We start from the raw sequence: 13132 nt of genomic DNA on the forward strand, positions 1-13132 counted from the left end.
AGAATAAACTTGAGGTATATTTTTATATAGCATTCAAGAGGAATTCTTACATATTTTTGAAAATAGTATGCATCAAACGCTTCTTATCGTTAATACTTTCCTCTAATGAAATCATAGTTTCTGTTCTGTAAACTCCTTCGATATCATCAATCATAAAAATAACTTCTTTCGCGTGCTTAGTATCTTTTGCTCTAATTTTGCAAAAAATGTTGAATTTACCTGTTGTTACAGAAGCTACAGTCACGAAAGGGATTTGATTGATTCTCTCTAATACAAATTTTGTTTGAGACGTATTATTAAGGAATACACCCACATAAGCAATAAATGAATACCCTAATTTATCGTAATCTAAGGCTAATGAAGACCCCATGATTATTCCGGCATCCTCCATTTTTTTTACTCTAACATGTACTGTTCCAGCAGATATCAATAATTTTTTTGCAATGTCAGTAAACGGAACTCTCGTATTGTCTATTAACATATCTAAAATCTGGTGATCTACTTCATCTAAACGAAATTTACTCATAATTCTTTAATTAATATTACTAATTGCTATTACAAAGTATAAAAATATATATAAAAAACAACAAATTCACATAAAAATTAACTTTTTATCAACCCGTTAACAAATTTAGTATTTTTATTTAAATAAAAATCTGCTTTTTGATTCGATTTCGGAAAATTACCGTGGTCATCAGAATAAATTGCGCCTTTTGCGTCATATTCATAATGTCCAAAATAATTTTCTAATTCTCCTGCTTCAACTATGTAAGCATTAAAATGAATCTTATTTTCAATCAATTCTTCTTTGTATTGTGCGACAAAATTCGTAATAATTTCGATACCATCATAATTTATTTTGATATTTTTATACATAAAATCATAAAAAACGACTTTATTTTGTGAAATATTCAAATAATCATTAATTCTATTATCAACTAAATCGTTTTCGGAGATGAGTTTAAACGCCGTAATTAGTGAGAAAAATATGAATTTTCTAGTAATTTCTCTGTCGTAATCGCCTGCATAGTGCCCTGCTTCAAATAATATTGTAGGAACGCCTAAAAATTGAAAAGTATCTCCTATACAATTTATATTAAATGAATCATCAAAACGTCCTACTTGTCCCGGAATGTGTTTTTGTAATTCATCATTTATTCCAGCAATTAGATTTATAGCGGTTAATCTATTTTCGTTTATTTCTCTTTCTTCATTATAAGAAGGTGCTAAAAACGATACCGTTGCGGGTTTTCCAGTTTCTCCTGCCCCAAATATTGTTCTTTGATCGTGAAGATTAAAACAAAAATGAGGCTTAAAACTTTCAAAAACATCTCTTAAAACATTGCTTTCTGGCTGCGTCAAGTTTTGTGAATCACGATTCAAATCGATTTTATTCGCGTTTTCGCGTGTATACAACTTCGCACCATCAGGATTTAGTATAGGAATGCTGTAAAAAGTAAATGTATTAAGCATTTTTTCAGCAAACTTTGATCCGCTATTTAGCACATTAATGAAATCAAACAATGCTTTTGTCGTGGTGCTTTCGTTTCCATGCATCTGCGACCATAAGTAAACACGTATACTTCCTGTACCAATTTGGTAACTATATATAGGTAGTCCTAAAACGGATTGACCTATAACTGAAACTTGATTATTGGTATTTAATTTATTTAGCAAAGGCTCAATATGATCTAAAGTTAGATAACGGCCAGATATAGATTGTTCCTTGTACTGGTTAAATAATTCTTCTAAATTCATTGTCTTTTGATTTGTTTACAAAAGTAAACATCTTTATTTTTACAATTGTAAACCCTGAAAATATATAAAAATTTAGAATTGTAAACAGAATTTCTTCTGATTTTAAAGGTTTATAAAATCTTATAATTGACAAATGTTACAAATTAATACTCACCATAGTTAACATCTCTTTTTCAATTAGTTATAGCTAATCATTTAAAGTTTTAATTATACATTTATTTCAGTTTTTATTTGATTTACATCTGTAAAATTGCTAATCATATTTATTTTTGTTACATTTGTAAACATAGCTATTTCTTAAAATAATTTACAATGGTAAACATCGATGATTTTGTAAAAAGACTGGAAACTATACTGGATTATTATGGCATAAATGCCTCTTCGTTTGCCGACAGAATTGGCGTGCAACGTTCTAGTATGTCTCATCTCCTATCTGGCCGAAACAAACCAAGCTTGGATTTTGTCATGAAAATTCTTGAAGTTTTTCCTGATGTTGATTTGTATTGGCTGCTAAATGGAAAGGGAAATTTTCCAAAAAGTACTGACGAAATTTCAATCCCAAAAGTCATTTCGAATAGTGAAATTGAAAACAGCGTCTCTCCTACTTTGTTCAATGAAGATTTTACTGGAGCTGATTTATTTTCCGAGATAAGTTATAAAGGAGAAAATATTGAAGAGACAAAAAAAAACGATGTTGAAAAAAAGTCGTTTTTTTCTTCTGAAGAAAAAGAAATTGAGAAAATCGTGTTTTTTTATAAAAACGGGACATTTAAGGTATATGCCCCGTAATTCAGAAATTTTGCGTATTTGAAAATTTTCAAAATTATTTTTCATTTAAGCGATTCTCACGCATCTGAAAAAATATTGAGATTTTAGACTTGCAATCCGTTTTCAGGAATTTTACCTACTACTCCTTTATAATGCATTTTTAAAATTTCCCAATCGGCTTCATAATTTCCTGTCGGAAAAAATGGTGCTCCTAAATTAACTTCTTTCTTTCCCCAATCAAAAGCAACAGGAACAATTGGAACATTTGCTTTAAGCGCAATATAATAAAAACCAGTTTTGATTTCGGTTACACCTTTTCGGGTTCCTTCTGGAGCAACGGCCAAACGGAAAGTTTCTTTGCGATCAAAAATTGCTGCAATTGAATCTACTTTATTCAATCCGCCAGTTCGATCAAGCGGTTCACCTCCAACATTTCTAAAATAATAACCAAACGGAAATTTGAACAATTCTTTCTTCCCTACCCAATTCATTTCCAAACCAGAAATTCCTCTCGTAAATATACCAATATAAAAATCATGATTGCTAGTATGTGGCATCACCATGAGAATGCCTTTTTTTACATTAGCATTTTCTATTCCCTTTATTTTCCAGCCCATCAGCTTAAAGAAGATGAATTTATATAACTGTTTTTTCATTAAAAATTTATTATTTCTGCAAAAATAAAAGATTTAAAATGTATTTTTGAGTAAAAGCCTTATAAAATGATTCAAAAACTATTCAGTTACCTAATTCCCATAAAAATTTTCAAAAAAAAATCGGCTCGAAGCAAAACAATCGAGGTTACTTGGGCAAATGGTGAATTGGTTTTAGATTCTGAAAACACGAATTATTCTTATGGAAGTCTGCAGCGTATATTAAGATACGGCTTGCGAAATATTGGTTATCCTACTATTTTAGAAATGAATAATATTTTAGTATTAGGTGTTGCTGGTGGCAGTGTGATAAAAACTTTAGTAGATGAAATTGAATATAAAGGTAAAATTACCGGAGTCGAAATAGATCCTGAAATGATTCAGATTGCTAATCAGTATTTTAATTTAAATGAAATCAAACAGCTTGAATTAGTTATAGATGATGCCTTTGAGTTTGTTTTAAAAACAAAAGAGAAATACGATTTAATTATAATTGATATTTTTGAAGATATCAAAATGCCAAATTTCCTGTTTGAACGTTTTTTTAGCGAACGTGTCTGCTCCTTATTAAACAATCAAGGTTTTGTACTTTTTAATACCATGATTTTAGATGAAGCACATAATGTTAGAAATAGGAAGTACATATCAGAAATAAATCCTAAATTGTTTTCCTCAAAAATGCTGCCTCGCATTGAGGTTCATAATGAATTAATTATTATAGAAAAAGTAGCTTAAATTTTATTTTTATGAAACCCCTTTCCGCAATTTTAAACGCCTTACCACCTACTAAAATCATTGATTCAAGTATTGATTTTTCAAAGTACATTCCTTTAGATTTATCAGCCAATAATGACGAATTAATGGACAGCCGACCAGAAAATGCCGCCGAATTTGAAATTTTTATTTCAGATTATTTATCAAAAAATAATGCCGAAGTAGCGTTTGGTGGTTACATTGAAGGTCGAACCTTATATAAAAGGAGTACCATTTTTAGAAATGATTCTATTCCAGAACGAAATATTCATATTGGTTTAGATTTATGGACAAAAGTGGGCACCACTGTTCATGCTCCGCTTGACGGCAAAGTGCATAGTTTTAAAAATAATGTTGGTTTAGGCGATTATGGACCAACGATTATTTTGGAACATGAAATACAAAATGAAAAATTTTATACTTTATACGGACATTTATCGTTAGAAAGTTTAGACGACTTAAGCGTTGGGAAATTTTTTAAAAAAGGAGAACAAATTGCAACTCTAGGCAATGCCACTGTAAATGGTGATTATGCACCGCATGTTCACTTTCAGATTATTCAAAATATTGAAGATTTTTGGGGAGATTATCCCGGAGTATGCAATTCAAGAGATCTTAATTTTTATATAGAAAATTGTCCCGACCCCAATTTATTATTAAAAATAACATAAATAGTTATGAAGAAAGCAGGATTGATTATATGTTTGTTGTTGCTTATAGGATGCAAATCAAAAACGGTCAGCAGAGATACTGACGATTTGAAAATTAAAAAAATTGCAGTTTCTGATATTAATTCGAACCAGCAAAAAAAGGCATACGAATTAGGCAAACGTGTTTTGGAAACCTGCAATACTTCAAAATTTAAACCATTTAATGAGACGGAAGTAACCAAATCAGTAATGGAAAATACAACTGAAGAAAGACTTACTAAAACTTGTACAAGATTTAGGCAGTATTATGGAAGTTTTATTGATTTGAAGCTAGATGGCGTTTATAAAACCAAACAAGAAGTTATTTATCGTTATCATGCTTTGTACTCTAAAAAAGTAGCAAATAAAGAACTTCGAGTTTTTGTAGATGAAAATAATTTGATTTCTGCCATAAAATCTATGGATTGGGATGAAAAATTTGATGCTAAAATAACCGAATAACAAAAAATATATGAGTCTAAAAATACCGCTGTTTTTATTATTGTTGATTACAAACTTTGCCAATGCGCAGGAAACCATTAGTGTAAAAGGCTCAAAACCTTATCCGGCAACGCAGAATTATATTTTTATCTGCGAAAAATATGCTTTCTCAGGCGAAACAAATGTTCAAATTGCAAAAACAGAAAAAGGCGGCATTTTAAAACTAACCATTGCTACAGCAAATAATCAGTCCAGAATTTCTGGAGGCGTTTATGTAGATTTGGCAAATGGTGACGTGATTCCGTGTGTTGACAAAAATGTCAAAGAAAGTACAGACGGAAAAACAACGGCCTATTATTACTTCACTCCGGCCGAAATGGCCAAACTTAAAAAAACAGATATTCAGGCAATCCGATTTATTATTGCAGGGACCTCAAATTCATTTGGAAACCAAACTGGGTATTTTACTGCTGTGAACAGAAGTTCTTATTTTTCAACGGCATACGACAAATCAAAAAAGACTTTTGATACAGCAAAAGAAATTAGCGTTTTATAAAGAAAAAACTTAAGATAATAAATATTATATTTATACTCTAATTAAAAGCTACATGAACGCCAACGAAAGTTTAATTACAAAATTTTATACCGCTTTTGCAAACGCCGATGCCAAAACAATGAGCGAATGCTATCATCCAAAAGTTCATTTTATAGATCCCGCTTTTGGTTTACTTAAAGAGGAGCAAGTTTCACAAATGTGGGAAATGCTTATTTTAAAAAGTAAAGGCAATATAAAAATTGAATTTTCAGATGTAAAAGCCGATGAATTTTCTGGATCAGCAAGATGGGTGGCTACTTACAATTTTAGCAAAACCAATAGAAAAGTGATTAATCGTATTTTTGCTGAATTTGTTTTTCAAGACGGATTAATTATCAAACATACTGATAATTTTGATGTATGGAAATGGTCTAAACAAGCTTTTGGAGTAACCGGTTATTTATTAGGATGGACAGGTTTTTTTCACAACAAAATTCAAGAACAGGCTTTGCTCTCTCTTAAAAAGTTCCAGCAATCCAAATAATCTTCGTAACTTGAGTATTCAAATTTCAGATTAACTTGATATAATTCGGTTTCAAATTCCAAGAAACTGTCCGCAGAATAAAGATTTTAAATAATTTGTTGCTGTTAATTATAAAGTAAATCATGTTGTAATCTTGAATAATCATGAAAGAAATTGTACACAAAAAATTAAACCAGTTACAGGCAACAGCCATTTGTGGTAACGATATCAGTTCTTCTTGCCTTTATGTTTCGGCGCTTACTATATTATATGCCGGTCAATATGCATGGATTTCTTTATTAATTGTAGCAGTTGTTTTATTTCTTTTCCGAAAAATTTATGGCGAAGTTGTTGGCGCAATTCCTTTAAATGGTGGAGCTTACAATGTTTTATTAAATACTTCAACAAAAAAACTAGCCTCTCTTGCTGCAACATTAACCGTTTTGTCTTACATGGCAACCGCGGTAATTTCAGCTTCAGAGGGAATGCATTATTTACATGGAATTTTCGAAGGCTTAAATGTAACAATCGCAACAGTCGTCATCTTGATTTTATTTACATTTCTAGCAATTTTAGGAATTGGAGAATCCGCTTTTGTTGCCGTAATCATTTTTGTTACTCATATTACGACTCTAACCCTTTTGGTTCTTGCATCAATTTGGTTTTTATTTTCTCATGGTCTTGAAACTTTTCACATAAATTGGCAGACGCCACTCGCGACAGGAAATATCAAAACGGCACTCTTTCTCGGATTTTCTGCAGCGATGCTCGGAATTTCGGGTTTTGAAAGTTCTGCAAATTTTGTAGAAGAACAAGAACACGGAATTTTCCCAAAAACACTCCGTAATATGTGGGGAATCGTTAGTTTTTTTAATCCAGCAATTGCAATCTTATTAATTAGTGTGATTCCGTTAAGCGAAGTGGGCGAAAACAAAGAATCACTTTTAGCCCATTTAGGTGAAACAACTGGCGGTTCATGGTTAGCTTGGTTAATTTCTATCGATGCCGTTTTAGTTTTATGCGGAGCCGTATTAACTTCATTTGTAGGTGTTTCGGGACTTTTAAACAGAATGACTTTAGACCGAATTCTACCAAACTATTTCTTGAAACAAAATAAAAGAGGTTCTCATTACAGAATCGTAATCAGTTTTTTAATTCTTTGTATTTCAGTACTTTTTGCCACACAAGGACATTTAGAATCACTCGCTGGCGTTTATACTTTTTCATTTCTGGCAGTAATGGCGCTCTTCGGAATCGGGAATTTATTATTGAAATTCAAGCGCCGAAAACTCCCACGACCAGAGCGTGCCCGTGGCATTGCAGTTGTCACAGCAGTTATTTTTGTAATTGCAGCATTTATTGGCAACATGGAACTAAACATTAATGCCTTTTATACCTTTTTAAAATACATGGTTCCGTCCTTGCTTTTTATTGGAATAATGCTCAATCGCGTTGCACTTATCAAACTTCTTATCGAAGCGCTCGAATATTTCTATCAGCCTTTGCGCCGAATGGTAATTTTGAGTAATCGCTATCTCCAAAATTTAAGCATAAAAATTAATTCTCAGGAATTTGTGTTTTTTACCAAAGGCGATGACATTGCGATGCTGAATAAAGTGTTGCAATATGTTGAAAATAATGAAACCACGAAAAAACTAAAAATTGTCCACGTCAAAAATGATGGAACAAACAACGAAGCTTTAAAAAAAGATCTGGAAGTTTTAGACCGAGCCTACGACGGCATTGACATCGAATACATAGAATTAAAAGGTACATTTGGCCCTGATCTTATCGATGAGCTTTCAAAAAAATGGAACATTCCAAAAAACTTCATGTTTATCGCTTCACCCGGAAACAAATTCTCTTACCGAGTTTCAGATCTAGGCGGCGTACGATTAATTATGTAATTTTTTTAAAGGAGCAGAAACATCAGTTTTTTCAAGACGTAAAGTCCCGCTATCCGTTACAATCTTTTGTACTGAACCCCATTACAAAAGGATTTCCACTTCTATCGGGGCTAAGCTAGAAGTATCTTTTTCATAAGAAACAACAAACCCGACAGGTTTTAAAAACCTATCGGGTTTATGATATTAAAAATTTGCGTCCTTTGCGTAATTCTTTGTGAACATTGCGGTTAAACCAAAATCTTACGATTTAAACCAGCTTTCCACTAATTCATCTTCAAACGAAGTTGCGTTTTTATGAACAAACTCATTTGTGTTTTTATTATAAGAATAATCTAAAGCCCAAGTTTCGTGGTTTTTAGCTAATTCTTTAATGCTATCACACACATAAGCAATTTCATCATCAGTCGTCGTTGGGTGAATTGACATTCTAATCCATCCCGGTTTTTTGATCAAATCACCAATCGTAATTTCATTAACCAGTTTATTTGACGTTTCTTGATCAACATGAAGCAAAAAGTGACCGTAAGTTCCAGCACAACTGCATCCGCCACGAGTCTGAATTCCGAAACGATCATTAAGTAATTTTACACCTAAATTAAAATGAAGATTTTCGATAAAGAATGAAACAACACCTAATCTATCTTTATGCTGACCCGCTAAAATTTTAATATTTTCAACAGGCTCTAATGCACTAAAAACATAATCAACAATTTCGTGCTCGCGTTGCAAAATGTTTTCAATTCCCATTTCTTCCTTCAGTTCAATTGCAAGCGCCGTTTTTATAACCTGCAAAAATCCTGGAGTTCCGCCATCTTCACGATCTTCAATATTGTCAATATATTTATGTTCACCCCAAGGATTTGTCCAGCTTACGGTTCCTCCACCAGGACAATCGGGAATCATATTATTGTATAATTTTTTATTGAAAATCAAAACACCTGAAGTTCCAGGCCCACCTAAAAATTTATGAGGCGAAAAGAAAACTGCATCTAAATATGCTTCCTGATCTGCAGGATGCATATCGATTTCTACATAAGGTCCTGAACAGGCAAAATCAACAAAACAAACCCCATTATATTGATGCATTAATTTTGCTGCTTCATGAAAAGGAGTTTTCAAACCCGTAACATTTGAACATGAAGTAATCGAAGCAATTTTTATAGTTCTGTCTTTGTATTTTTCTAAAAGCTCTTTTAAATGATACAGACTGAAAAGTCCTTTTTCACAAGAAGGAATAATTTCAACATCTGCAATTGTCTCTAACCAAGACGTTTGGTTCGAGTGATGTTCCATATGAGAAATAAACACAATTGGTTTTTTCTCATCAGGAACAGTTGTACAGCTCTTAAGGTTTTCAGGAATTTTCAATCCTAAAATACGCTGAAATTTATTGATAACACCAGTCATTCCAGTTCCATCTGTAATTAAAACATCATCCTGATTAGCATTTGCATGACGCTTGATAATATGTCTGGCATGATGATATGCTTTTGTCATGGCAGTACCTGACACAGTAGTTTCAGTATGAGTATTCGCAACAAAAGGTCCAAATTGATTCAAAAGCTTCTCTTCTATCGGGCGATACAGCCTTCCACTGGCAGTCCAATCCGTATAAATGATTTGTTTTTTGCCATAAGGCGAAGTAAATTCTTGATTTATGCCAACAATATTTTTACGAAAATCCTGAAAATATGTTTCTAAAGTGATGGTACTATTTTTGCTATTCATTACAGTGAGAGTTTGAATGCAAATATAAAGGCTTTTTTATAAAATTGCGAATTTATCAATTGTAAACTTCAAATATTACATAACCGTTTAGTATATTTAACTAAATACACATTATTTTAGCAATTTATCATAATATTCTATCGGATTAATGGGGCAATAGAAACTTAAACAATACAATTCTATGGGAAATTTAGCAACAGCCACTTTTGGTGGAGGATGTTTTTGGTGTATTGAAGCTGTAATTCAGCGTTTAAATGGAGTAAAATATTTAAAATCAGGATATTCTGGTGGTTTTATTAAGAATCCGCCGTATCGCGAAGTGTGCACTGGCAGAACCGGACATGCTGAAGTGATACAAGTCACATTTGATCCTGACATAATTTCATATCACGATTTGATTTTTATATTTATGACAAGTCATGATCCTACCACGCTTAATCGTCAAGGAGCAGATGTTGGTACTCAATACCGTTCGATTATCTTATATCATGATTTAGAGCAAAAAGAAATTGCTCAGCAAGTTTTTGAAGAGGTAAAACCTTTTTATGATGACAAAATCGTAACAGAACTGACCGCTTTTGACGTGTTTTATGAAGCAGAAGAAGATCATCAAAACTATTACAATAACAATCAAGATGCGCGTTACTGCCAAATCGTAATCGATCCAAAAGTGCAGAAACTGAAAAAAATGTACGCCGACAGGTTAATTTAAATTTTTAGCTATTCCCGATATTAATCGAGAATGGCAAAGTAAATACAAATGAAAAATCTAAAAATAAATAATCGATTTACAGCCGAATTACCTGCAGACCCAGAAACAACAAAAGAAGTTCGTCAGGTGAAAAATACTTTGTTTTCGTATGTAAATCCAACAATACCTTCAAATCCAAAACTGATTCATGCTTCAGAAGAAGTTGCATCATTAATTGGAATTTCAAAGGAAGAAATTCAATCTGAAGAATTTCTCAATGTTTTTTCAGGAAAAGAAATTCTTCCTAAAACGCAGCCTTTTGCTATGTGTTACGCTGGACATCAGTTTGGAAACTGGGCCGGACAACTTGGAGACGGACGCGCAATAAATCTAACTGAAATTGAAAATAACAATCAATTTTTCACGCTACAGTTAAAAGGTGCTGGGAAAACTCCCTATTCAAGAACCGCAGATGGTTTAGCTGTTTTGCGTTCATCAATTAGAGAATATTTATGCGCTGAAGCCATGTTTCATTTAGGCGTTCCCACTACCCGATCGCTTTCATTGATTCTTTCTGGAGATCAAGTTTTACGCGATATATTATATAACGGAAATCCTGCATACGAAAAAGGCGCTATTGTTTGTCGTGTTGCGCCATCTTTCATCAGATTTGGAAGTTTCGAAATGCTTACTTCTAGAAATGAACTAAGAAATTTAAAACAGTTTGTGGAATTTTCGATCAAACATTATTTTCCGGAAATCAGCGGTGAACCAAAAGAACAATATTTGCAGTTCTTTAAAAAAGTAGCTGATACAACCCGCGAAATGATTTTGAACTGGCAACGCGTTGGTTTTGTGCATGGGGTAATGAATACAGACAATATGTCGATTCACGGAATAACAATTGATTACGGTCCGTATGGCTGGCTTGAAAATTATGATCCAAACTGGACACCAAATACAACCGACAGCCAAAACAGAAGATATCGTTTTGGAAATCAGCCACAAGTTGCGCAATGGAATTTGTTTCAATTAGCCAATGCAATTTATCCGTTAATTAATGAAGCCGCACCTTTAGAAAAAATACTAGAATCATTTATGATTGATTTTGATTCTGATTATAAAGAGATGTTTTTAAGTAAATTAGGATTATTTACTTCAACTGAAACTGACAATGAATTAATAGCAGATTTGGAAAACAATTTGCAATTGACTGAAACAGATATGACTATCTTTTTCAGAAATTTAAGCACTATCAAAAAATCTGATTTCGCACCAGAAGCAATTGAAAAAATTAAATATTCATTTTATAAACCACAAGAAGTTTCGGGAGAAATTTTAGAAATCTGGACAAAATGGTTTTCTGATTACTTAGAAAGATTAAAATCTGAAAGTCTTTCAGATGAGGAACGTTCACAAAAAATGAATCTTATTAATCCAAAATATGTGCTTCGAAATTATATGGCACAGCTTGCCATCGATGCTGCCGACAAAGATGATTATTCTTTAATTGACGAACTTTATACGCTTTTGCAAAAACCATATGACGAACAACCGGAATATGAAAAATGGTTTGTAAAACGCCCAGATTGGGCAAGATCAAAAGTAGGCTGTTCTATGCTTTCTTGCAGTTCTTAGTACTTTTATATTTTTATTTTGGATTACAAAAAAATTAAAATTAAAAATTAATTAACCAGAAAAATACCCTATTACTATATTTTAATTATAGTTTATATCTTATTTTTGTAAGAAATATAAACTATAAAATTATGTCTAAGAAATTATTTTACTTATTAGGCATTGTGGCGACAATTATATTGGGGACTCTTTTATATCTTCAATTTTGTTGTAATTGCTGCATGCCTTCAAAAACAGATGACAACAAAGTTGCTGTCAAAATTCCCGTACAAGAACTTAATCCATTTGTTTTAAGCGGTTCCGGAATTAATTATCAATGTAATGATAATATGAAATTCCTTGTAAATGATGCTAAATTGATTATGCCAATTTCTGATTCCATAAAAATAGGATTAGAAAATCTGAAATCGGCCTTAATCGGAAACCCTAAGCAAAAAATTACAATCAAAGGATATGCAATTTCTACCGAAAAAAACACAACAAATTTTGACAATCTTGGTTTAGCCCGTGCTAATGATATCAAAGCATTTTTTCTTAGTCAAGGTTTTTCCGAATCGCAATTTGATATAAAAGGGGAAATTACGGATTCATGGCAAATGTTGGATGACACAATTTCAGGTCCGGTTAATTTTAAGTTTAACGATTTGGATCTTCCAGTTGCAACTAATTCAGATGAATTAAGTTTATTGAAAGATAAAATTACCGCAAACCCTCTTACTTTATATTTCAATACTAATCAGTCAAAAATAAAATTAACCCCAGAAGAATATCAAAAGCTAAAAGACATTGCTTCTTATACAAAGCAAGTTTCCGAAGCTTCGGTTTTAATTGTTGGTCATTCTGACAATGTTGGAAATTATAAAACCAACACACTTCTAGCACAAAAAAGAGCAGATTTCGTTAAAAACTTTTTAGTCAAAAATGGAATTAAAGAATCAAGAATAGAAATACAATCAAAAGGTCCTGATGAACCAGTTGCAGATAATAAAACAGCAAATGGAAAGGCAAGAAATAGACGAACAGTAGTTACAATAAAATAATTAAATTT

The 13132-nt window shown here is 32.2% G+C and carries 14 protein-coding genes; 10 read left to right on the forward strand and 4 right to left on the reverse strand.

From position 1 onward, the window contains the following. Window positions 1-46 precede the first annotated feature (46 nt). A complete protein-coding gene (locus RB619_RS19915) occupies window positions 47-526 on the reverse strand; it encodes an Lrp/AsnC family transcriptional regulator (RefSeq protein ID WP_007805990.1) in 480 nt (159 codons plus the stop codon). 77 nt (window positions 527-603) lie between these two features. Further along, the gene (locus tag RB619_RS19920) at window positions 604-1758 is read right to left on the reverse strand and encodes a M14 family metallopeptidase (RefSeq protein ID WP_308100830.1); all 1155 of its coding nucleotides are present in this window, start codon (window positions 1756-1758) and stop codon (window positions 604-606) included. Window positions 1759-2070: 312 nt separating this feature from the next. Here RB619_RS19920 and RB619_RS19925 point away from each other — a divergent pair, with 312 nt between their 5' ends. Then, on the forward strand, window positions 2071-2547 hold the full coding sequence (locus RB619_RS19925; protein ID WP_308100832.1) for a helix-turn-helix transcriptional regulator: 477 nt from the start codon (window positions 2071-2073) through the stop codon (window positions 2545-2547). Between the two features lie 83 nt (window positions 2548-2630). Here the strand turns inward: RB619_RS19925 and RB619_RS19930 are convergent, their stop codons facing one another. Beyond that, on the reverse strand, window positions 2631-3182 hold the full coding sequence (locus tag RB619_RS19930; RefSeq protein ID WP_308100834.1) for a 1-acyl-sn-glycerol-3-phosphate acyltransferase: 552 nt from the start codon (window positions 3180-3182) through the stop codon (window positions 2631-2633). A gap of 66 nt (window positions 3183-3248) precedes the next feature. Here RB619_RS19930 and RB619_RS19935 point away from each other — a divergent pair, with 66 nt between their 5' ends. From RB619_RS19935 to RB619_RS19960, 6 genes are all read left to right on the forward strand, one after another. Next, window positions 3249-3914: a fused MFS/spermidine synthase gene (locus RB619_RS19935; RefSeq protein ID WP_308100836.1), complete on the forward strand. Its 666-nt coding sequence runs from the start codon at window positions 3249-3251 to the stop codon at window positions 3912-3914. A gap of 11 nt (window positions 3915-3925) precedes the next feature. Then, the gene (locus tag RB619_RS19940) at window positions 3926-4603 is read left to right on the forward strand and encodes a peptidoglycan DD-metalloendopeptidase family protein (protein ID WP_308100838.1); all 678 of its coding nucleotides are present in this window, start codon (window positions 3926-3928) and stop codon (window positions 4601-4603) included. 6 nt (window positions 4604-4609) lie between these two features. Further along, window positions 4610-5083 carry a hypothetical protein gene (locus RB619_RS19945; protein ID WP_308100840.1) on the forward strand — a complete coding sequence of 158 codons (474 nt, stop codon included), beginning with the start codon at window positions 4610-4612 and terminating at the stop codon, window positions 5081-5083. A gap of 10 nt (window positions 5084-5093) precedes the next feature. Then, complete coding sequence (locus tag RB619_RS19950) at window positions 5094-5618, forward strand: hypothetical protein (RefSeq protein WP_308100842.1); 525 nt, start codon at window positions 5094-5096, stop codon at window positions 5616-5618. A gap of 52 nt (window positions 5619-5670) precedes the next feature. Further along, a complete protein-coding gene (locus RB619_RS19955) occupies window positions 5671-6141 on the forward strand; it encodes a nuclear transport factor 2 family protein (protein WP_308100844.1) in 471 nt (156 codons plus the stop codon). A gap of 143 nt (window positions 6142-6284) precedes the next feature. Further along, entirely contained in the window at window positions 6285-8027 is a 1743-nt protein-coding gene (locus RB619_RS19960; protein WP_308100846.1) for an APC family permease, read from the forward strand. Window positions 8028-8267: 240 nt separating this feature from the next. On the opposite strand, the gene RB619_RS19965 is transcribed toward RB619_RS19960, so the two are convergent. Further along, on the reverse strand, window positions 8268-9755 hold the full coding sequence (locus RB619_RS19965; protein ID WP_308100848.1) for an aminotransferase class V-fold PLP-dependent enzyme: 1488 nt from the start codon (window positions 9753-9755) through the stop codon (window positions 8268-8270). 181 nt (window positions 9756-9936) lie between these two features. Between RB619_RS19965 and msrA the strand changes: the two genes are divergently transcribed. The 3 genes from msrA (at window position 9937) to RB619_RS19980 (ending at window position 13124) form a co-directional block, all read left to right on the forward strand. After that, the gene (gene msrA, locus RB619_RS19970) at window positions 9937-10467 is read left to right on the forward strand and encodes a peptide-methionine (S)-S-oxide reductase MsrA (protein WP_308100849.1); all 531 of its coding nucleotides are present in this window, start codon (window positions 9937-9939) and stop codon (window positions 10465-10467) included. 48 nt (window positions 10468-10515) lie between these two features. After that, a complete protein-coding gene (locus tag RB619_RS19975; RefSeq protein ID WP_308100851.1) occupies window positions 10516-12084 on the forward strand; it encodes a protein adenylyltransferase SelO family protein in 1569 nt (522 codons plus the stop codon). Between the two features lie 131 nt (window positions 12085-12215). Continuing rightward, window positions 12216-13124, forward strand: a complete 909-nt coding sequence (locus RB619_RS19980) for an OmpA family protein (RefSeq protein ID WP_308100853.1) — start codon at window positions 12216-12218, stop codon at window positions 13122-13124. Window positions 13125-13132: the final 8 nt, after the last annotated feature.

Source organism: Flavobacterium sp. LHD-80, from assembly GCF_030929605.1.
Taxonomy (GTDB): domain Bacteria; phylum Bacteroidota; class Bacteroidia; order Flavobacteriales; family Flavobacteriaceae; genus Flavobacterium.